This window comes from Amycolatopsis sp. NPDC005232, from assembly GCF_040607795.1.
In the GTDB taxonomy this organism is placed as follows: domain Bacteria; phylum Actinomycetota; class Actinomycetes; order Mycobacteriales; family Pseudonocardiaceae; genus Amycolatopsis.
The window spans coordinates 66,839-88,018 of sequence record NZ_JBEXHL010000014.1; the positions used below are offsets into that span (position 1 = coordinate 66,839).

Sequence of the window (21,180 nt, forward strand, 5' to 3'; positions counted from 1 at the left end):
ATGACCACCAAGACCCCCATCGACGAAATCCCGGGCCCGCGCGCGCTGCCCTTCGTCGGCAACGCCTTCGACATCGACGCCCACAGCCCGTTCGAAAGCCTGATGGGGATGGCCAGGGAGTACGGCCCGATCTTCCGGCTGACCACACCCGGCGGCACGCGGCTGATCCTGTCCGGCGCCTCACTGGTCGAGGAGATCTGCGACGACTCGCGCTTCGACAAGGTGGTCAGCGGCGGTCTCGCGAACGTGCGGCAAACGGCGACCTCCACCGGCTTGTTCACGGCCGAGACGGACGATCCGCTGTGGCACCGCGCGCACAACATCCTGATGAAGCCCTTCAGCCTGCAGTCCATGCGCGACTACGTGCCGATGATGCTGGACATCGCGGGCCAGCTGGTCGACAAGTGGGAGCGGCTGAACCCGGACGAGGACGTCGACGTGCCGGCCGACACGACCCGGCTGACGCTCGACACCATCGCGCTGTGCGGGTTCGGCTACCGCTTCAACTCCTTCTACCGCGATACCCAGCACCCGTTCGTCGCGGCGATGATCCGCACGCTCACCGAGTCGCAGGCGCGGGCCCGCAGGCTGCCCATCCAGACCCGGCTGCGGATCCACGCGCAGCGGCAGCTGGACGAGGACCAGGCCTTCATGAACGACCTGGTCGACAAGCTCATCGCCGAACGCCGTGCGGAGGGCGAGGCCGGCAAGAAGGACGATCTGCTCGGTCAGATGATCAACGGCGTCGACAAGAAGAGCGGCGAGCGGCTGCCCGACGAGAACATCCGGGCCCAGTGCATCACCTTCCTGATCGCCGGCCACGAGACCACGAGCGGCCTGCTGTCCTTCGCGATCTACTACCTGCTCAAGAACCCCGACGTGCTGGCCCGCGCCCGCGCCGAGGTCGACGAGGTGTTCGGCACCAGCGCCGAACCGACCTACGAGCAGATCCACAAGCTGACCTACGTCCGGCAGGTGCTCTCCGAAACGCTGCGGCTGTGGCCGACCGCGCCCGGGTTCACGCGCACGCCGTTCGAGGAGACCGTGATCGGCGACCGGTACTTGATCGAGCACGGCGTCCCGTTGACCGTGCTCACCCCGATGCTGCACCGCGACCGCAGCGTGTGGGGCGACAACGCCGAGGAGTTCGACCCCGAGCACATGGCTCCCGAACGGCTCGCGGCCCTGTCGCCCGACGTCTACAAGCCCTTCGGCACGGGGCAGCGGGCCTGCATCGGCCGGCAGTTCGCCATGCAGGAGGCCGTGCTCGTGCTCGGCATGCTCGTGCAGCGCTTCGACTTCATCGACCACCTGAACTACCAGCTCAAGACCAAGACGACGCTGACCATCAAGCCCGACGAGATGCACATCCAAGTGCGTCCTCGCCCCGGGTTCGTGCTGACCCGGCCCGGCGGTGCCCCCGCGGCACCGGCGAAGTCCGTCTCGGCTGCGCCCGCACCGCGCGTCGCGCTCGCGCCGGACGCGCACAAGACCCCGCTGCTGGTCGCCTACGGCTCGAACCTCGGCACCGCGGAAGGCATCGCGACGCGGCTCGCCGGCGAGGGGACCGAGCGCGGCTACGCCGTGACCCTCAGCGCGCTCGACGACGTCGCCGACGCACTGCCTGCCCAGGGCACGGCCGTGATCGTCACGTCGTCCTACAACGGCACGCCGCCGGACAACGCCGGCAAGTTCTGCGACTGGCTGCGCGGGCCTGGCACCGCGAAGGACGCCGCCGCGGGGCTGTCGTACACCGTGTTCGGCTGCGGCAACACCGAATGGGCGGCCACCTACCAAGCGGTGCCGAAGCTGATCGACACCGAGCTGGCCGCGCACGGCGCCACCCGGCTGCACGCCCGGGGCGAGGGCGACGCGAACGGCGACTTCGACGCCCAGTACCGCACCTGGCACCACGGGCTCTGGGCCGACGTGGCCGCGAGCGCAGGCCTGCCCGAGAGCGCGGCCGAGCCGGCCACGACGGGCCCCCGGCTGTCGATCACGCTGGTCAACCGCCAGCTGAACAATCCGGTGATCATGTCCTACCAGGCCCAGCCGGCCCTGGTGCGCGTCAACCGCGAGCTGCACGCGCCCAACGGCGGGCGGTCCACGAAGCACATCGAGGTCGCGCTGCCCGAGGGCGCCGACTTCCGCGCCGGGGACCACCTCGGAGTGCTGCCCCGCAACAGCATCGACCTGATCCGCCGGGTGATGCAGCGCTTCGAGCTCGACGGCGGCATGTACGCGACGATCATCCCCAACAGCGGAGACCACACCCACCTGCCCGTCGACGAGCCCGCGCCGCTGCTCGGCATCCTCGCCAGCTGCGTCGAGCTGCAGGACGTGGCCTCCCGGGCCGGCATCGAGGTGCTCGCCGGCTGCACCGAGGACCCCGCCCAGCGCGCCGAGCTCGAGTCGCTGGCCGGGGATGACGAGGCGTCCCGAGCCCGCTACCAGGAGCGGGTCTTCACGCCCCGCCGGTCGCTGCTGGACCTGCTCGAGGAGTTCCCCGCCTGCGCGGTGCCGTTCGGCGTCTACCTCGACCTGCTGCCCCCGCTGCGGCCGCGCTACTACTCGATCTCGTCCTCGCCGCTGACCGATGCGAAGGTGGCCAGCGTCACCACGGGTGTCCTGCGCGCCCGTGTGCGCGGTGGCGGCGACACCATGTTCTCGGGTGTCTGCTCCAACTACCTGGCGGGCAGCCCCGACGGCAGCACGGTGTTCGTGTTCGTGCGGCCCCCGACCATCGAGTTCCGGCCGCCGGACAACCCGCACACCCCGATGATCATGGTCGGGGCCGGGACCGGGCTCGCCCCGTTCCGCGGGTTCCTGCAGGAGCGGGCGGCGCTGCGCGAGCAGGGCGTGCCGATCGCCGCGTCGCTGCTGTTCTTCGGCTGCCGCAACGCGGACCAGGACTTCCTGTACGCCGACGAGCTGCGCGAATACGACCGTCAAGGCGTCGCCAAGCTGCACGTCGTGTTCTCGACCGCCCCGGTCGACGGGCGCAAGTACGTCCAGCACGAGATCGCGGCGGCGGGCGACGAGGTGTGGCGACTGCTGCAGGACGGCGCGGCGGTGTTCGTGTGCGGCAACGCGAACACGATGGCGCCGGGCGTCCGAGCGGCCTTCACCAAGTTGTTCGCCGAGAAGACGGGCACCGGCGAGGCCGACGCACAGGCCTGGCTCGCCGGGCTTCGCGCCTCGAACCGGTACGTCGAGGACATCTGGGGCGGCGGCTGAGCGCAGGCCGCACCGGTGGCCGTTCGCCGTTGGTGCGGCCCTCGTTCGGGGGTGCGGCCTCGGGGCCCGCCCGGTCAGGCCGGTGGTGTGCCCGTGAACGCGGAGGTACCGAGGCTCACCGCGAACCAGAACTCGTTGACGCCGTGGCCCTGGAGCTGGTGGACGATCACGGCGGCCGCCAGGAGCAGGACGAGGCCGCCGATCGCGAGGACACCTGGCCAGCGGCTGGGAGTGCGCGCGCCGTAGCCGTAGCTCGCGGTCACACCGGAGCGGCGTTCGCGCTTGCGGCGCTTCTTCATCTCCTTCTTGGCACCTAGCCAAGCGTCGACCTCGGCGTGCTTGCGCCAGTTCGGATCGACGAGGTCCGGGTGCGTCTCCATCCGGTCGTCCGGATCTTCCGGTCGCGTCATCCGTGCACCGCCTTTCCCCCTGAGCAACCCCGCCGGAGCGGGTTCGTAGACTTGTCCATTGTGACCGAGAACGCTCCGCAGCAGAAAACCGACCTTCCGGGTGCCTGGGACCCGGCCGCCGAAGAAGCACCCATGTACGACCGCTGGGTAGCGGCCGGGTACTTCACGGCCGACGCTTCGTCGGAGAAGCCGCCGTTCTCGATCGTACTGCCGCCGCCGAACGTCACCGGCAGCCTGCACATGGGCCACGCGCTCAACCACACCCTGATGGACGCGATGAGCCGCCGTCGTCGCATGCAGGGCTACGAGGTGCTGTGGCTGCCGGGCATGGATCACGCGGGCATCGCGACGCAGAACGTGGTCGAGCGCCAGCTCGCCGGCGAGGGCCTTTCGCGCCACGACCTGGGCCGCGAGAAGTTCGTTGAGCGCGTCTGGGAGTGGAAGGCCGAGTACGGCGGCAAGATCCTCGGCCAGATGAAGCGCCTCGGCGACGGTGTCGACTGGTCGCGCGAGCGCTTCACCATGGACGAGAACCTGTCGCAGGCCGTGCAGACGGTGTTCAAGAACTTCTTCGACGCCGGGCTCATCTACCGCGCCGAGCGCATCATCAACTGGTGCCCGCGGTGCCAGACGGCGCTGTCGGACATCGAGGTGGACCACAGCGACGACGACGGCGAGCTCGTGTCGATCCGCTACGGCGAAGGCGACAACGCCATCGTGGTGGCCACGACCCGCGCCGAGACGATGCTGGGCGACACCGCCGTGGCCGTGCACCCGGACGACGAGCGCTACGCGCACCTGGTGGGCACCGAGGTCGAGCTGCCGCTGACCGGCCGCAAGATCCCGATCATCGCCGACAAGCACGTGGACCCGGAGTTCGGGACCGGTGCCGTGAAGGTGACCCCGGCGCACGACCCGAACGACTTCGAGATCGGCCGCCGGCACGACCTGCCGATGCTCACGATCATGAACGAGTGCGCCGAGATCACCGCGCGGGGCCCGTTCGAGGGGCTCGACCGGTTCGAGGCGCGGCCCGCGATCGTGGCGGCGCTGCGGGAGCAGGGCCGGATCGTGGCGGAGAAGCGGCCGTACGTGCACGCCGTCGGCCACTGCTCGCGCTGCGACACCGTGGTGGAGCCGCGCCTTTCGCTGCAGTGGTGGGTGAAGGTCGAGGAGTTGGCGCGCGCCGCGGGTGACGCGGTGCGCGACGGCCGCACGAAGATCCACCCGGCGGAGCTGGAGAAGCGCTACTTCGACTGGGTCGACAACATGCACGACTGGACGATCTCGCGCCAGCTGTGGTGGGGCCACCGGATCCCGGTCTGGTACGGCCCCGACGACCAGGTCGTGTGCGTGGGCCCGGACGAGCAGCCGCCGTCGGGCGAGGGCTGGACGCAGGACCCGGACGTGCTGGACACGTGGTTCTCGTCGGGCCTGTGGCCGATGTCGACCATGGGCTGGCCGGCGAAGACTGATGATTTGGCGAAGTTTTATCCGACCAGCGTGCTGTCGACCGGTTACGACATCCTGTTCTTCTGGGTCGTGCGGATGATGATGTTCGGCGTGCAGGAGATGGACGGCGTGCAGCCGTTCGACCACGTCTACCTGCACGGGCTCATTCGCGATGCGCAGGGCAAGAAGATGTCGAAGTCGCGTGGGAACGTGATCGACCCGCTCGAGTGGATGGACGCCTACGGGGCCGACGCCACCCGCTTCACCCTCGCGCGCGGCGCGAACCCGGGCGCGGACATGGCGCTGGCCGACGAGTGGGCCGCGGGCTCGCGCAACTTCTGCACGAAGCTGTGGAACGCCAGCAAGTTCGCGATGATGAACGGGGCTTCGGTCTCGGCTCCGTTGCCCGCCGCGGCGGACCTGACCGAGGCCGACCGCTGGATCGTCGGCCGCCTCGGCGCGCTGGTGTCCGAAGTGGACGGCCTGTTCGCGGACTTCCAGTTCGCCAAAGTCGCGGGCGCGCTGTACCAGTTCACGTGGAACGAGCTGTGCGACTGGTACCTGGAGCTCGCGAAGGTCCAGCTGTACCAAGGCGATGACGCGCGCGTTTCGGCGACGCGCTCGGTGCTCGGGCACGTGCTGGACACCGTGCTGCGCCTGCTGCACCCGTTCATCCCGTTCATCACCGAGAAGCTGTGGACCGCGCTGACCGGCGGTGAGTCGCTGGTGATCGCCTCCTGGCCCACCGCGCCGGAGGGCTACGCCGACGCGGTGGCGGACGCCCGGATCGCCGACGTGCAGAAGCTCGTCACCGAGATCCGCCGTTTCCGCGCCGACCAGGGCCTCAAGCCGGGCCAGAAGGTCGCCACCCGGCTGTCCGGCGCGGGCTTCGACGCCGTCTCCGGCCACGACGACGCGATCCGCTCGCTGGTGCGCCTGACGCCGGTTTCCTCGGAGTTCTCGGCGAGCGCGTCCCTGGAGGTCGCCCTCGCCGGCGGCGTGGCCGTGGTGGAGCTCGACTTGTCCGGCACCATCGACGTCGCTGCGGAGCGCAAGCGTCTGCAGAAGGACCTGGGCGTGGCGCAGAAGGAGCTCGCGCAGACCGAGGGCAAGCTGGGCAACGAGTCGTTCATCGCCAAGGCGCCCGAGCAGGTCATCGAGAAGATCAAGACCCGCCGGGCCACGGCCGCGGCGGACATCGAGCGCATCGAGTCGCGGTTGGCGGCGTTGCCGGCTTCGTGAGGTTCGGCTTGACGGTGGCGTCCGGTGCTTCTCGCACCGGGCGCCACTTTGCGTTTCAGCCGAGTTCGCGGCCCGCCTCGATGAGCGCCAGCACTTCCGGCCGCAGCCGGCGGTCGGCTGAAGTGGCGAGGTAGGTGGGCATCACCGGGGTCGGGTTGCGCAGAGGGCGGAAGGCGACGCCCGGTACGGGCAGCAGGTTGGCGTGGGCGCGGTAGAAGACCGTCCACTGGGGACGGCCAAGGCCGAGCGTGCCGAGGGTGTCCTGGGCGTTCGTGAACTCCTTGCCCAGCACCGGTTCGAAGCCGGCCTCGCGGCAGGACGCGAGCACCAGGTCGTGCAGGGGCCGGTTGCGTTCAGGGGAGCTCAGACGCAGGGGCAACGGTGCGAGGTCGGCGAAGTCGACGGTGTCGCGTGAAGCCAGTGCGTGCGTGGCGGGGAGCGCGACGAGTACCTCGTCCGTCCACAAGGGAGTCAGGTCGAGGCCGTCGGCGGGCCAGTCGCCGCGGAGGAAGGCGGCGTCGAGGGCGCCGTCGCGGACTTGCCGGAGGCGGGCCGGGGTGGGGGCGTGCACGAGCTCCAGCTGGGCGTCCGGGGCGAGGCGCGTGAACGCGGCGAGGAAGCCGTCGAGGCGGTCGCCGAGGCCGTCGCTGGTGCCCAGCCGCACGAGGCGGGCGCGTTCGGCGCGGAAATCGGCCACGGCGTCGGCCGCGCGCTCGGCGGCGGCGAGCACGGCCCGCGCGTGCGGCAGGAACCGCTCGCCCGCCTCGGTCAACGAGACGGTGCGAGTGGTCCGCTCGAACAGCTCCGTGCCGAGTGAACGCTCCAGCCTTCGCACCTGCTGGCTCACCGCCGGCTGCACGATGTGGAGGCGCTCGGCCGCGCGCCCGAAGTGCAGCTCCTCGGCCACGACCACGAAGTACCTCAGCTGACGCAGCTCCATCCCCGGCCCCATTCATCAGCGTTCGTGATGAGTCTACGAGCGGACTGGCCGTTGGTCGCCGCGCGCCGTCGCGGTTGGCTCGAAGGCGAACGGAAGAGAGGAAGATCCGATGGCATTCGTCGAGGTCCGGGGCACGCGGCTCTACTACGAGGACGAGGGCGCCGGTCCGGGCGTGCTCCTGCTGCACGGCTGGGGCACGAGCGGCCGCGTGTGGCAGTCCCAGCTGCCCGACCTGATCCGCGACCACCGCGTGGTCACGCTCGACTGGCGCGGGTGCGGGCGCTCCGACCGGCCGGCGGCCGGCAACACGATCGCCGGCAACGTGGCCGACCTCGTCGAGGTGATCACCGGGCTCGGGCTGGAAAAACCCGCCGTGGTGGGTTCGTCGATGGGCGCGGTGTTCGGCACCGAGCTCGCGCTGGCGCGGCCGGACCTCGTCGGCGGTGTCGTCGCGGTGGACGGCCCGGGGTACTGGCCGTCGGAGGGCATGCGCGACAAGGTCCACGAGGTCACCGCGGCGCTGCTGGCCGACCGGCCCGGCCTCGTCGCGAGCTGGGTGCCGAACTGGTGCGCGCCCGGAGCGAGCGCGGCGTTGGTCGACTGGACGATCCGCCAGATCGTCGACTCCGCCGGCTACATCGACCCGCTCATCGGCGAGTCGGCGACGTGGGACCCGCGCCCGCGGCTGCCGGAGTTGAGCGTGCCGATCGCGTACGTCCACGGCGAGCTCGACCTCCAGATCCCGCTGGAAGTGGCGCGCACCTGCGCCGCGCTCACACCCGGCGCGAGCGTGCACGTGGTCGCAGGCTGCGGGCACCTGCCCCACCAGGAGGACCCCTTCGCGTTCACCGCGGTGCTGCGCGACGTGCTCGCGAGCCTGCGCGTGGTGGTGTGACCGTGGTTCCCGTGACCCTGACCGGCGGAACCGCCGAGGTCCACTACGCCGTGACCGGCTCCGGTCCCGGGCTCCTGCTGCTGCACGGCACGGCGGCGTCGCACGAACAGTGGGCGCCGGTGGTCGCGCTCGCGCGGGAGTCGTTCACGGTCGTCACGCCCGATTTCTCCGGCTCCGGCGGCACCGTCGACCACGGTGGCCCGGTTTCGATCGCCGATCTCGCGGCCGAAGCGCTGGCCGCGGCGGACGACGCCGGCCTCACCACGTTCCACGTCGCCGGTCATTCGCTCGGCGCGGTGGTGGCGGCGCACCTGGCGGGCACGCACCCGGCGCGCGTGCGTTCCGCCGTGCTCCACGCCGCGTGGCCGAAGACCGACACGCGGCAGGACGCCGAGTTCCGCTACTGGCTCGAGCTGCTCGACCACGGCGCCGAGGTGTTCGCGCGGATGCTGCCACTGATGGCGTTCGGGCCCGGCTACTGGGCCACGACCACGGCCGACGCCAACGACGAACTGGTGGCGCAGCTGGTGATCCAGTCCGGGACGGCGCGGCAGATCGAGGCCGACCGCGGGGTCGACCTCCGGCCGGTGCTGGGCTCGATCACGGCGCCGACGTTGGTGCTCTCCAGCGCGTACGACCGGTTGATCGAGTCGGCGCAGCAGCAGGAACTGCTGGCGGCGATCCCGCACGCGAACCACGTCGAGCTGCCGGCCGGGCACGGTGCGCCGGGTGAGCTGCCGGAGGAGTTCGCGAAGGTGCTCCTGGACTTCGTGCGTCAAGCCGAGGAGGTCCAGGCCGAGGCGGGCCGGGCCGGCACTTGACTGGGGGTGGGTGCCGGCCCGGTCCTGGCTGCGCCGGTCGTCGGCGGCGCGAGTCTCGCCTGCCGATTTTCATCTCAGTTGGTGTCATTCGGCAAGTGAATAACCTGAGTTGACACTCCGGTGTGACGGCTGCGAGACTCTGCGATGCCGAGGGAGGGGTGTCCACGAGCGACGGGGCCGGCGGGTGACCGCCGCCCCCGCTCGTTCGCGGTCAGGGAGTCAGCCGGCGAGCTGCCGGTGGATGATCCCGGCGAGGCCCGCCATGCCTTCGGGCAGCGGGTGGTAGGCGGCGGCGGTGAACAGCAGGGTGTCCTGGCCGTTGATCCACGCCGCGCCATCGGGTGCGCAGGCGTCGTGGCCGGCCGACGGCGCGAACGTGTCCACGTAGGACGCGTGGCCGTCGGCTTCGACGGCGTTCTCGATCGCGGCGTCGAGGGCTTCCTCCACACTGGACAGCCAGGCGTAGTCACCGTCGGCGAAGGGCAGCACGCTCGGGCAGTAGCCCGACGCGGGCGCGATCCGCGGGTACCCGATCGCGAGCACCTTCGCGTGCGGCGACCGCGCGTGGATGCCGGCCAGCACCGTCTGGATGCTCTGCTGCGTGTTCTTCAACGCGGCCTTGATGGAATCCACGCCGCCGGCCGTGAAGTGGCGCTCGCACGGGTTGCCGCTCGGGTCGGTCGAACGCAGCGCCGGGCACGTGCCGATCAGCGTGCCGAAGACGCCGGAGTCGTTGCCGCCGATGCCGAGCGTCACGAGGTCGGTGTCCAGGCGCAGCGCGGAAAACTGCGGCGCGTTCACGCCCAGCGGCACGCTCTGGGCGGCCGTCATGTTCGACGTGTCCGCGCCCGAACAGCTGACGTCGGTGTAGGTGCCCACACGCAGCGCGGACGCCAGGATCGCCGGGTAGTTCGACGAACTTCTCGCGCACCCCAGCGGATCCAGCCGCTGTGTGGGGATCAGCGGCCCGGCGGTGTACGAGTCGCCCAGCGCGACGTAATGCCGGAAATGCTCCTGCCGAGGCGCGGCGTCAGCGGTGGCGGTGACTGTCGTGACGGCTGTTGCGGCCGCCAGCGCGGCGAACACGAGCCGGGTGGTACGCATGCGAAGGCCCCGTTTCTCCGAACCGAATTCACGGACTCTCCTCACGTTTAGCCAGCTCTTCGCGGGTTGCCTGCCGCCGTTCGGGTGGACGCCCCGCGGATTCACCCGCCAGTGGTGTGACGTGGCGAGAATCGGGTCAGGCCAACGGTTTCCGGTAGGTCAGGAGGTGCCGCCAGAACGGGAGCCGCCGGATCGTGCTGCCGGGCAGGCGTTGCCGGGCTTGGTGCCTGAGCTGGTTCATAGTCGGGAACGTCATTTCCACAGGTGCGTTCGGCGTCGGGTCCGGGCCGCCGTTCAGCCATTCTCCCGCCGCGACGACCAGCCGCGCGGCCACGTTTACCGGCGCGAAGGCGAGCTCGACGGCGTAGTCGGCGGGAGTGCTCGGGCGGGCGAGTCCGAGGACCGCGAGGACTCCGCCGGGCCGCAGGGCGTCGCGGAGCTTCGTGACGGTGTCGAACGGCATGTGGTGGAGGGAGGCGATGCAGGAGATGAAGCCGTAGGCGTCCTGTTCGAGGTCGTCGGTCGCGATGTCGCCTTTCCTCGCGTTGACCCGTCCGGGCCCCGGCGACCCCAGCGCGGCGGCGATCCGCACCATCTCCTCGGACATGTCCACGGCGTCCACGTCGAGCCCTCGCGCCGCCAGCCGCCGCGCGAACCGCCCCTGTCCGCACCCGACGTCCAACGCCCGTTTCGCCTCTGGCGGCACGAGGCTCAGCAGCAGGGGGTGGTAGCGGTGGTTGTGGTTGAACGGCATGTCCCGACCTAACCAGCAACACCGCGCGCCGGGGTGCTGAACGCCGGTACGCTCGCCGCTGTGGAGCTGTTGCCGTTCGACGAGTACGCGCGCTCCCTCAACCGCAAACAGATCGCCGCCGGCACGCTGATCCGCGACGACGCCGATCGGGTGCTCGTCGTCGAGCCGTCCTACAAGGACCACTGGGAGATCCCGGGCGGCGCGTGCGAGGCCGGCGAGACGCCGTGGCGCACCGCGCGCCGTGAACAGGCGGAAGAGCTCGGCCTCGACCGCCCACTCGGGCCGCTGCTCGTGATCGACCACGTCCCCGAAAACGGACCGATGCCCGAGGCCCTCGCCTTCGTCTTCGACGGCGGTTTCCTCACCGAGGACGAGGTCCGGCACCTGCGCCTCACCGACCCCGAGATCCGGTCCGTCCACCTGCTCCCGATCGACGAAGCCGCCGCGCGGGTGAATCCGGGGCTGGGGCGTCGGCTGCGGGTGGCGCTGGCCGCCGCGCGAGCCGGTGCGACGGTCGTGTTCTGCGAGGGCGGGCAGCCCGTCGTGAGCTGACCCCGCCGACGGCCGAACCCGCAGGTCACCACTACCGACACGGGCCCGACGCTCGGCAACTCACCGCACGTAGACTCGTCTGGTCAGGTGAAGCCCGTCGTCGAGGGAGCGTTTGCGTGCCGCGTGGTGAGGCGGACGGCCAGGGGCCGTTCGAGGAGATCGACGAGGCCGGCCAGGGTCGGCCCGATCTCGCGGACCCGGACAGTTTCGCCGGGGTCGACGAGCTGGGGGCGCGGGCGCACGACGAGTCCGACGACACCGACCCCGACCTGGACGCGCCGGACGCCGCGTACACCGTCGGCGGTGGGTCGCGCGGCGGGATCGGCGGCATCGGGCAGCTGGGCGACAACCTGGCGACCGGGCCGGTGCCGGACCTCCTCGGTGCCGAAGACGCGGAGCTGCACGAGCTCGACGACCAGGGTGTCGACGAACCGGCCCAGAACCCCAACGGTCCCCAGGCCCGCCGTGAGCTCATGGCCGTCGAGGCGGAGCTGAACCAGCGCTGGCCCGAGACGAAGATCGAGCCGAGCCTCGCGCGGATCCAGGCGCTGGTCACGTTGCTGGGCGAGCCGAACCACGGCTACCCCGTGCTGCACGTCGCCGGGACCAACGGCAAGGGCTCGGTCAGCCGCATGATCGACGCGCTGCTCACCCGCATGGGGCTGCGCGTCGGGCGGTACACGAGCCCGCACCTGCAGCTCGTCACGGAGCGCATCGCGCTCGACGGGCACCCGATCTCGGCCGCGCGCTACGTGGACCTGTTCCGCGACGTCGCGCCGTACGTGAACATGGTCGACGCCGCGAGCGACGACGGCGTGGCGATGAGCAAGTTCGAGGTGCTCACCGGCATGGCGTTCGCCGCGTTCTCCGACGCGCCCGTGGAGGCCGCCGTGATCGAGGCGGGCATGGGCGGGGCGTGGGACGCCACGAACGTCGCCGACGCCGACGTCGCCGTGATCACCCCCATCGGCCTCGACCACACCGAGTACCTCGGCCCGACGGCCGTCGACGCGGCGCGCGAGAAGGCCGGAATCATCAAGCCCGGCTCCGTCGCCGTGATCGCCGACCAGGACCCCGACGTGCTCAACGTGCTGCTCAAGCGCGCAGTCGACGTCGACGCCGCGGTGGCGCGCGCGGGCAGCGAGTTCGGCGTGCTGGAGCGCGAGGTCGCCGTGGGCGGGCAGATGCTGAAGCTGCAGGGCCTCGGCGGCGTGTACGACGACATCTTCCTGCCCCTGCACGGCGCCCACCAGGCGGCCAACGCCGCGCTCGCGCTCGCGTCCGTCGAGGCGTTCTTCGGTGCGGGCAAGGAGCGTCAGCTCGTGCTCGAAGCCGTGCGCGAGGCCTTCGCCGAGGTCGAGAACCCGGGCCGGCTGGAGCGTGTGCGCGCCGCCCCGACCGTGCTGCTCGACGCGGCCCACAACCCCATGGGTGCCCAGGCGCTGGCCACCACCGTCACCGACGAGTTCGCGTTCCGCCGCCTGGTCGCGGTCGTGGCGGTGATGGCGGACAAGGACGCGCGCGGCATCCTCGACGCGCTCGAGCCCGTGGTCTCGGACATCGTGGTCACGCGCAACTCGGCCCCGCGGTCGATGGAACTCGAAGACCTCAACGAGGTCGCCATCTCCATCTTCGGCGAGGACCGCGTGCTCGCCGAGCCCGACCTGGAAACGGCCGTCGAGACGGCCATCGGCCTCGTCGAGCAGTCCGACGACCCGGAGGAACCCCTCGCCGGCGGCGGCGTGCTGGTCACCGGCTCCGTCGTCACCGCGGGCGAGGCCCGCACCCTGTTCGGGAAGGAACCGGTATGAGCGAGACGCCCCCGCCTCCTCCCAAGGACCCGATGAAGGGCTTCCGCGGCGTCCTCTCGGGCACGCTGATCATGGAAGCCATCACGGTCGCCCTCGCCCTGCCCGTCGTCAACAAACTCGGCGGCGGCATCACCTCGGCGACGGGCTGGACGGTCATCGGTATCGCCGTGGCGCTGCTCGTGTTGTGTGGCCTGCTCAAGCACGTCTGGGCGGTGCCTGTGGTGCTGGTGCTGCAAGTCGCGTTGATCGCGATGGCGTTCGTGTTGCCGGCGATCGCGATCATCGGGGTGCTGTTCTTGGCCGCGTTCGTGTGGTTCTTGTACCTGCGCCGCGAAGTCGCGCGCCGGATGGCGGCGGGGACGTTGCCGAGTCAGCAGCAGTCTTCTTCGCAGCAGCAGCAGCGCTGAGGCAGCTACACCCCGCGTAGGGAGTCCGGCTCCTCCGCGTCGTTCCACTCGACCGGCCGCGCTCCGACGGCGGGAAAGCTCAGCCCCGGGTCATCGGACTGCACCAGACACATCATCCGGTGCCCGAACAGCAGGGCGCTGCGCGCTTGCCTGGCGAAAATGTCCAGCACCGCGTGGGCTAGGTGGCGTTGCACGGCGGCGAACTTGTCGTAGTGCCGCAGCACGAGCACGAACCCGCCCGCAGCGAGATCAGGGGCGTGGTCACCCGAGGCGATGTCGCCCATCCAGTCGTCGAGGCCGTCGAGGTTGTCGTCGTAGTACTCCGGGAAGTCCAGTGCACTGGCGACGTCCCGGTGGAGGTCCGCCTCCCGCGTCCACCCGGCGGTGTCGATCTCGACGATCCGGTAGCCGTGGTCGGTGAGCCACGTGGTCGTGGTGGCCAAGACCGCGGTGCTCCAGAACAGCGTGACACCCGAGTCTTGCAGGAGCAGGAAGTCCGGCTCGGTGGAGAGCTTCGCGCTCGGATCGAAGGCAGCCATCCCGTGGAGCCTATTCGGCCGGACGGCTAAAGCCCGCGTTGGGAGTTCAGCCACTCCGCGTCGTTCCACAGGACCGGCGTCGCTCCGACCGCGGGGAACGTCAGGCGCGGATCATCGGACTGGACCAGGCACATCATCCGGTGCCCGATCAGCAGGGCGCCACGGGCTTGATCCGCGAAGATGTCCAGCAAGGCATGGGCGGCGCGGGCCTGCGCGGCGGCGAACTTGTCATAGTGGCGCAAGACGAGCACGAACCCGGTGGCCCCGAGATCGGCGCCGTAGTCACCCGCGGCGACGTCACGCAGGCAGTCGTTGAGAGCGTCGAGGTTCTTGCCGTAGTGGTCGGGGAAATCCAGCGCCGCGGCGATATCCCGGTGGAGATCCGCTTCCCGCGTCCATCGGGCCGCGTCGATCTCGACAGTCCGGTAGCCGTGCTCACCGAGCCACGCGATCGTGGTCGCCAAGATCGCGGGATCCCAGAACAGCGTGACGCACGTGTTCCGGAGCAGCCTGAAATCCAGCTCCGCGGAGAGCTCATCGCTCGGATCGAAGGCAGCCATCCGCGCCGACCCTATCCCGCCGGGCACGCCACAGCGCTGACCCAGTTCACCACCGCGTCGCCGGGAGTTGTCCGGAGAGCCGTCGGAACCGGATAGAACGTCCGGCATGACCGAATCGACCCACTCCCGCCGCACCCTGTTCAAGGCTGGTTTCGCCGCGTCGGCCGTTGCCGGCGGGGCGTTGCTCCTGCCCGAGAGCGTGTCCGCCGCGCCGCTGGTGCGCCGCGCGCGCCCGGTGCTCACACACGGCGTCGCGTCCGGCGACGTCACCACCGGTTCCGGCATCATCTGGTCGCGGGCCGACCGGCCGGCGCGGCTGATCGCCGAGATCGCGCGCGACGAATCCTTCCGCCACGCGCGCAGAGTCACCGGAGACATCACGACGCCCGACACCGGCGGCACCGGCAAGGTGCGCGTCGCGGGGCTGCAGCCCGGGACCGAGTACCACTACCGCGTCACCGCCGTGGACCTCGATGGCCGCACCTCCAGCGAGCCCGTCACCGGCCGGTTCTCCACCGCGCCCGTCGGCCGCCACGACACGCGCATCCTGTGGAGCGGCGACGTCGCGGGCCAGAACTACGGCATCAACCCCGCGTTCGGCGGCATGACCATCTTCTCCGCTATGGCCGACCGCCGCCCCGACCTGTTCCTGCACAGCGGCGACACGGTCTACGCCGACGGGCCGCTCACCGAGACCGTCACACTGCCCGGCGACGGCGGCACCTGGCACAACATCGTCACGCCGGAGAAGGCGAAGGTTGCCGAGACCCTCGACGAGTACCGCGGCCAGCACGCCTACAACCGCCTCGACAAAAACTTCCTGCGCTTCGCCGCGCAGGTCCCCAGCTACGTCCAATGGGACGACCACGAGGTGCTCAACAACTGGTACCCCGGCGAAGTCCTCAACGACCGCCCCGAATACACCGAGAAGCGTCTCGACGTGCTGGCCCCGCGCGCGTACCAGGCCTTCCACGAGTGGCACCCCATCGACAGTCGCCGGGCCGTCGACGGGCGGGTGTACCGCAGCTTCCGCTACGGCAGCCACGTCGAGGTGTTCGTGCTCGACATGCGCACCTACCGCAACGCCAACACCGCGGACCAGACCAAGCCGGGCTACATCCTCGGCGACAAGCAGGCCCGCTGGCTCGCCGACGCGCTGGACCGAAGCACCGCGACGTGGAAGATCGTGCAGGCGGACATGCCGATCGGTCTCGTGGTCCCGGACGGCACGGCCATCGAGGCCGTCGCCAACAACCGGCCGGGCGCGCCCGGCGGTCGTGAGACGGAGCTGGCCTGGGTGCTGCGCGAGATCTCGCGCCGGCGCGTGCGCAACGTCGTGTGGCTGACCGCCGACGTCCACTACTCCGCCGCGCACCACTACTCGCCCGACCGCGCGGCCTTCAAGGACTTCGACCCGTTCTGGGAGTTCGTGTCCGGGCCGCTCAACGCCGGCGCGTTCGGGCCGAGCGCCCTCGACCCTACGTTCGGCCCGGAAGCGGTGTTCGTCCACGCGCCGACGACGCAGAACTCCTCGCCCACGCAAGGGTTCCAGCACTTCGGCGAGCTGAACGTCGACGGCGGCAGTGGCGACCTGCGCGTCGACCTGCGCGACGCGGGAGGCAAGTCCCTGTGGTCCAAGACCCTGCACCCGCAGGGCCGCTGACCCGGCCGAAACCGGCCGCACGCGCGGGTCGGCTAGGCTCGCGCCCGATAACACGAATCCGCACAAGGAGAAACACCGTCGTGACTGAACGCACGCTGGTCCTCGTCAAGCCCGATGGCGTCGCGCGCGGCCTCGTCGGCGAGGTCGTCTCGCGCATCGAGCGCAAGGGCCTGAAGCTGGCCGCCCTGGAGCTGCGCACCGTCGAGCGCTCGCTGGCCGAGGAGCACTACGCCGAGCACAAGGAACGTTCGTTCTTCGGCGACCTGCTGGAGTTCATCACGTCGGGTCCGCTCGTCGCGATCGCCGTGGAGGGGCCGCGCGCGATTGCCGCGTTCCGCCAGCTGGCCGGTGGCACCGACCCGGTCGAGAAGGCCACGCCGGGCACCCTGCGCGGCGACTTCGCGCTGGAAACCCAGTTCAACCTGGTGCACGGCTCCGACTCCCCGGAGTCGGCCGAGCGTGAGCTGAAGCTGTGGTTCCCGGACCTGTGAGCCGGGCTTGAAAGCCGGGGTGGAGCCGAGTGGCTCCGCCCCGGCTTTTCCCGTTTCCGCCAACACTTTCGAGGTGTCATGACACTGTCCGCCGAGGACTATCTGGCGAGCCTGCGCGCGCTCACGGCCGAGTTCGCCGAGGCCGCGAACTCCGGTGAAGCGAGCGCGCCGGTGCCGGACTGCGCCGGCTGGACACGCGCCGACCTCGTGACCCACCTCGGCGGCATCCACCGCTGGGCGGCGGAGATCGTGCGCACCGGCGAGCCGCAGCAACTTTCCGCCGCGGACGAACCCGGCGACCTCGCCGCGTGGTACGCCGAGAGCGCCGCGATGCTGCTCACCGCCCTCGAGGTGGCCGAACCCGCCGAGAAGTGCTGGCACTTCGGCGGCACCCCGAAAACCAAGGCGTTCTGGTTCCGCCGCCAGCTGCACGAGACGGCCGTGCACCTGATCGACCTCCACGGCTGCGCGGGCACCACACCGGTCCTCGACCCCGTCGTGGCCGCCGACGGCGTCGACGAGGTGCTCACCGCGCTGCTGTCGCGCGTCACCCGCTGGCACGCCGTGCCGCCGCTACCCGAGCCGATCACGCTGCGGGCCACCGACACCGGGCACGAGTGGACGGTCGTGCCGGGGGAGCCGCCCGCGGTGGGCGAAGGCGAGGCCGCCGCCACCGTCGAGGCGAGCGCGCAGGAGCTGCTGACGCTGCTGTGGAAGCGCGGCGAGGTCACGCCGCGCGTCACGGGCGACGAGGAGCTGGCGCGCGCCTTCCTGAAAGCGCCGCTGACCCCCTGACCGGAACCGCCCGTTCTGAGCCATTCAGGCGGCGTTCACCCTGAATCCTTCCGCCGGCCGAGCTGCTCCACTTTGCTGGGCGAAGTCACTCACTCGATACTGGGGTACCTGGTGAAGAAGTCACGCTCCGTGCTGCTTTGCGCCCTTTGCGCACTGTTCGCCACCGCCGTTACCGCGCCGGCGTACGGCGATCCGCTCGCCGCGCCACTCGGCACGCGGCCGGTTGAAGGCGCGCCCGCGGCGTCCTCGGCCCGCGAAGCGCCGGTCACGGCCGCGGCGACGACCGACGACGGCCTCGAGACCAGCAGCGCCACCTCGGCCATCGCGCCCGGCCTGCAGCTCACGCAGTTCGACCGCTTCGACCCGGCCGGCTGGATCCGCGGTGACACCCTGAGCGTCGACCTCACCAGCAAGGTCCTCAAGCCCACGTACCTGAGCCCTGGCACGGTTTCCGCGCGCACGCCGCTGTCGCAGCAGGTGGCGCGCACCGGCGCGGTGGCCGGCGTCAACGGCGACTTCTTCGACATCAACGCCACCGGCGCGCCCGAGGGCGTCGGCGTTTCCGACGGGCAGCTGCAGACCGCGCCGGCCGCAGGGCACAACACCACCGCCACGATCACCGACGAGGGCCGCGCGAAGCTGGCCGACGTCTTCCTCGAAGCGTCGGTGCAGCTGCCGGACGGGCGCAGCGTGCCGGCCACGAACTTCAACAGCCCGGTGCTGGGCAAGGACGGGCTCGGCGTCTATACACCGCTGTGGGGTGCTTCGGCGCGCGCGACTTCGGTGGCCGGCGCCGCGAGGGTGGCCGAGGTCGAGGTGCGCGACGGTGTGGTCACGCAGGTGCGCACACAGCCGGCCGAAGGGCCGATTCCCGCGGGCAGCACGCTGCTGCTGGGCCGGGAAGCAGGCGCGGACACGCTTTCCGCGCTGAAGGTCGGCGACCGCGTCGGCGTCTCGTACGCGCCGCGCTCGGACGCCGGGAAGATCGCCGTGGCCGTCGGCGGCAACGAAGCGTTGCTGAAGGACGGCCAGCTGCAGCCGGTCGACGACACCACGCTCGCCCCGCGCACCGGCGTCGGCTTTTCCGCCGACGGCAAGCACCTGTGGCTCATGACGGTCGACGGCCGGCAGGGCGACAGTCGCGGCATGACCGAGGCCGAGCTGGGCCGGCGCCTGAAGGCCCTGGGTGCCGACGATGCCATCAATCTCGACGGCGGCGGCTCCTCCACGCTGCTCGCGCGCGGTGAGGGCGAGGCCGCGCCGAGCGTGCGCAACGCCCCGTCGGACGGCGCGGAACGACTGGTGCCCAACGGGATCGGCATCAAGACCGCGCCCGGTAGCGGCCGGCTGACCGGCTTCGCGCCGGCTCCCGCGCAGAACACGAAGAACGCCACCCGAGTCCTTTCCGGACTGTCGCGCGTGCTCGTCGCCGACGGCCACGACGAGACCGGTGCGGCCGTCGCGGCGCACCCGCGGTGGAACACGTCGGACCCGGGCCGCGCCACCGTGACGGACAACGTGCTCACCGCCCACGCCGACCGGCAGCACCCGGAAGCGCGCGCAGACATCTCCGTGGTCGTCCGCGACGGCAAGGCTTCCGGCAAGACGACCGTGTCGGTGCTCGGCACACCGGTGCGGCTGGGCACGAGCACCGCACAGGTCGCGCTGTCCGGCGCGGGCGCGCACAGCACGTTCCAGGTCTACGGCTACGACGCCGACGGCTACGGCACCTGGGTCGAGCCGCGCGACGTGAAGCTCGACTACGACCCCGCCGTGGTGGACGTGAAGCCCGCCGCCGACGGGTTCGAGGTCACGGCGAAGGCCGCTTCGGGCGCCTCGGCGATCACGGTGCACGCGGGCGGGCTGACCGAGCACCTGGCCGCTTCGGTGGGCACCGAGCCGCAGGTGGCGTCTCCTTTGGACGGTTCCGCCGGCTGGAGTGCCAGCGTGTACCCCGCCGTCGTCGGAGCCGCGTTGTCCCCGGCCGAAGGACGCGACGGCGGCCAGGGCCTCGCGCTCGACTACCGCCTCACCGGCACCACGGCCACGCGCGCCGCATACGTGACCGCCGCGACGCCGTTGCCCGTGCCGGCCGGGACGCAGAAGATCGGCCTGTGGGTCGACGGCGACGGCAAGGGCGCGTGGCTGCGTGCGGAACTGCGCGACGCGGCCAACGTGGCGTCCATTGTGGACCTCTCGCTCAGCGTCGACTGGACGGGCTGGAAGTACGTCACCGCCGCCGTGCCGGCCGGGCTGCCGGACGGCCAGCGCCTCACGCGCTTCTACGCCGTGGAAAACGTGCCGGACCAGCAGTACGAGGGTCACCTCGTGTTCGACGACCTCAGCTTCGAGGTCGCGCCGTCCACGTCCGTGCCCGCCGATCCGGCCGAGCACGACCCCGCCCTGGTCACCGACGGCACGCTCGGCACCGGCGGCCTGCGGATCGCGGTGCTCAGCGACGCGCAGTTCACCGCCGACGCGCCCGACGGCCCGCTGGTGGCGCAGGCGCGCCGCGCGATGCGGGAGGCCGTGGCCGCGAAGCCGGACCTGGTGCTGATCAACGGTGACCTCGTCGACCGCGGCACGGCGCCCGACTTCGTGCTGGCGCACAAGGTGATCACGGAAGAGCTCGACGGCAAGGTGCCGTGGTACTACGTGCCCGGCAACCACGAAGCCGAGGGCGGCAACGGGCTCGCCAACTTCGAGGCCGCGTTCGGCGTGACCCACCAGGTCGTGGACGTGCGCGGCATCCGGCTCGTGCTCATGGACTCCTCACGCGGCTCGCTGCGCGCCGGCGGGTTCGACCAGGTGCGAATGCTGCGCGACGCGCTCGACGGAGCCGCCCGCGACCGGTCGATCCGCGGCGTCGTCGTCGCGATGCACCACCCGGTGAAGGACCCGAGCCCCACGGGCAACTCGCAGCTGGGCGACCGCAAGGAAGCCGACCTGCTGCAGACGTGGCTCACCGGCTTCGAGCAGTCCTCGGGCAAGCAGGCGGCCGCGATCGCGTCGCACGCCGGCGTGTTCAGCCTGTCGCGCACGGACGGCGTGCCCTACCTGGTCAACGGCAACTCGGGCAAGACGCCCGCGGCCGTGCCGGGTGACGGCGGGTTCGTCGGCTGGACGCTGGTGCGGGTCGACCCGTCGGCGAAGGACCAGCCGGTGCGCTTCGAGACGCGGCCGAACGTCGACGCGCTGACGCTGTCCGGTCCCGCTTCGCTGCGGTGGGGCGCGAGGGCGCAGTTGACCGCGACGCTCACGCAGGCCGGCCGGGCCGTGCCGGTCGCGTACCCGGTGAGCGCGGACTGGAGCGGCTTCTTCGCGCACGTCGGCGCGGGGCGTCCGGCACCGTGGGACGCGGTGTCCTACGACACGGCGAGCGGCGTGCTGACCGCGTTGCACCCGGGTGTCGCGCGGATCTCCGTGACGGTGAACGGCGTTTCGAGGGATCTGACGGTCACCGTGCGCTGACCGATCGGGAAACCGGTCGAAAACTGTCGGTGCCCG

17 protein-coding genes are annotated in these 21,180 nt (G+C 71.1%); 11 read left to right on the forward strand and 6 right to left on the reverse strand.

Annotated features, from left to right (window positions below; all coding sequences use genetic code 11):
- The gene (locus tag ABZU76_RS25850; protein ID WP_354873891.1) at positions 1-3,237 is read left to right on the forward strand and encodes a cytochrome P450; all 3,237 of its coding nucleotides are present in this window, start codon (positions 1-3) and stop codon (positions 3,235-3,237) included.
- Positions 3,238-3,311: 74 nt separating this feature from the next.
- Here ABZU76_RS25850 and ABZU76_RS25855 read toward each other — a convergent pair whose 3' ends face one another.
- Entirely contained in the window at positions 3,312-3,647 is a 336-nt protein-coding gene (locus ABZU76_RS25855) for a hypothetical protein (protein WP_354873893.1), read from the reverse strand.
- Between the two features lie 60 nt (positions 3,648-3,707).
- Between ABZU76_RS25855 and ABZU76_RS25860 the strand changes: the two genes are divergently transcribed.
- A complete protein-coding gene (locus ABZU76_RS25860) occupies positions 3,708-6,341 on the forward strand; it encodes a valine--tRNA ligase (RefSeq protein WP_354873895.1) in 2,634 nt (877 codons plus the stop codon).
- 55 nt (positions 6,342-6,396) lie between these two features.
- Here ABZU76_RS25860 and ABZU76_RS25865 read toward each other — a convergent pair whose 3' ends face one another.
- Positions 6,397-7,281, reverse strand: coding sequence for a LysR family transcriptional regulator (locus ABZU76_RS25865; RefSeq protein ID WP_354873897.1), 885 nt, complete (start codon positions 7,279-7,281; stop codon positions 6,397-6,399).
- 109 nt (positions 7,282-7,390) lie between these two features.
- Here ABZU76_RS25865 and ABZU76_RS25870 point away from each other — a divergent pair, with 109 nt between their 5' ends.
- The gene (locus tag ABZU76_RS25870) at positions 7,391-8,176 is read left to right on the forward strand and encodes an alpha/beta hydrolase (RefSeq protein WP_354873899.1); all 786 of its coding nucleotides are present in this window, start codon (positions 7,391-7,393) and stop codon (positions 8,174-8,176) included.
- A gap of 11 nt (positions 8,177-8,187) precedes the next feature.
- The gene (locus tag ABZU76_RS25875; RefSeq protein WP_354873900.1) at positions 8,188-8,997 is read left to right on the forward strand and encodes an alpha/beta hydrolase; all 810 of its coding nucleotides are present in this window, start codon (positions 8,188-8,190) and stop codon (positions 8,995-8,997) included.
- 219 nt (positions 8,998-9,216) lie between these two features.
- Here the strand turns inward: ABZU76_RS25875 and ABZU76_RS25880 are convergent, their stop codons facing one another.
- Positions 9,217-10,101, reverse strand: coding sequence for an SGNH/GDSL hydrolase family protein (locus tag ABZU76_RS25880; RefSeq protein WP_354873902.1), 885 nt, complete (start codon positions 10,099-10,101; stop codon positions 9,217-9,219).
- 136 nt (positions 10,102-10,237) lie between these two features.
- Complete coding sequence (locus tag ABZU76_RS25885) at positions 10,238-10,855, reverse strand: class I SAM-dependent methyltransferase (protein WP_354873904.1); 618 nt, start codon at positions 10,853-10,855, stop codon at positions 10,238-10,240.
- Positions 10,856-10,915: 60 nt separating this feature from the next.
- On the opposite strand from ABZU76_RS25885, the gene ABZU76_RS25890 reads away from it, so the two are divergent.
- The 3 genes from ABZU76_RS25890 to ABZU76_RS25900 all read left to right on the forward strand — a co-directional run bounded on the left by ABZU76_RS25890 (position 10,916) and on the right by ABZU76_RS25900 (position 13,625).
- Positions 10,916-11,407 (forward strand): NUDIX hydrolase, encoded by a 492-nt coding sequence (locus ABZU76_RS25890; RefSeq protein ID WP_354873906.1) that lies wholly within the window; start codon positions 10,916-10,918, stop codon positions 11,405-11,407.
- A gap of 158 nt (positions 11,408-11,565) precedes the next feature.
- The gene (locus tag ABZU76_RS25895) at positions 11,566-13,218 is read left to right on the forward strand and encodes a folylpolyglutamate synthase/dihydrofolate synthase family protein (protein ID WP_354874200.1); all 1,653 of its coding nucleotides are present in this window, start codon (positions 11,566-11,568) and stop codon (positions 13,216-13,218) included.
- Positions 13,215-13,625: a DUF4233 domain-containing protein gene (locus ABZU76_RS25900; RefSeq protein WP_354873908.1), complete on the forward strand. Its 411-nt coding sequence runs from the start codon at positions 13,215-13,217 to the stop codon at positions 13,623-13,625. The genes ABZU76_RS25895 and ABZU76_RS25900 overlap by 4 nt, the downstream gene beginning before the upstream one ends.
- A gap of 5 nt (positions 13,626-13,630) precedes the next feature.
- Here the strand turns inward: ABZU76_RS25900 and ABZU76_RS25905 are convergent, their stop codons facing one another.
- Together ABZU76_RS25905 and ABZU76_RS25910 are read right to left on the reverse strand one after the other, a co-directional pair.
- Positions 13,631-14,164: a barstar family protein gene (locus tag ABZU76_RS25905; protein ID WP_354873910.1), complete on the reverse strand. Its 534-nt coding sequence runs from the start codon at positions 14,162-14,164 to the stop codon at positions 13,631-13,633.
- 26 nt (positions 14,165-14,190) lie between these two features.
- On the reverse strand, positions 14,191-14,724 hold the full coding sequence (locus ABZU76_RS25910) for a barstar family protein (protein WP_354873912.1): 534 nt from the start codon (positions 14,722-14,724) through the stop codon (positions 14,191-14,193).
- A gap of 106 nt (positions 14,725-14,830) precedes the next feature.
- On the opposite strand from ABZU76_RS25910, the gene ABZU76_RS25915 reads away from it, so the two are divergent.
- The 4 genes from ABZU76_RS25915 (at position 14,831) to ABZU76_RS25930 (ending at position 21,144) form a co-directional block, all read left to right on the forward strand.
- Positions 14,831-16,387: an alkaline phosphatase D family protein gene (locus tag ABZU76_RS25915; protein ID WP_354873914.1), complete on the forward strand. Its 1,557-nt coding sequence runs from the start codon at positions 14,831-14,833 to the stop codon at positions 16,385-16,387.
- A gap of 80 nt (positions 16,388-16,467) precedes the next feature.
- Positions 16,468-16,878, forward strand: coding sequence for a nucleoside-diphosphate kinase (ndk, locus tag ABZU76_RS25920; RefSeq protein WP_220242889.1), 411 nt, complete (start codon positions 16,468-16,470; stop codon positions 16,876-16,878).
- Between the two features lie 78 nt (positions 16,879-16,956).
- On the forward strand, positions 16,957-17,673 hold the full coding sequence (locus tag ABZU76_RS25925; protein WP_354873917.1) for a maleylpyruvate isomerase family mycothiol-dependent enzyme: 717 nt from the start codon (positions 16,957-16,959) through the stop codon (positions 17,671-17,673).
- Between the two features lie 111 nt (positions 17,674-17,784).
- Positions 17,785-21,144, forward strand: a complete 3,360-nt coding sequence (locus ABZU76_RS25930) for a phosphodiester glycosidase family protein (RefSeq protein WP_354873919.1) — start codon at positions 17,785-17,787, stop codon at positions 21,142-21,144.
- The last annotated feature ends 36 nt before the right edge of the window (positions 21,145-21,180 follow it).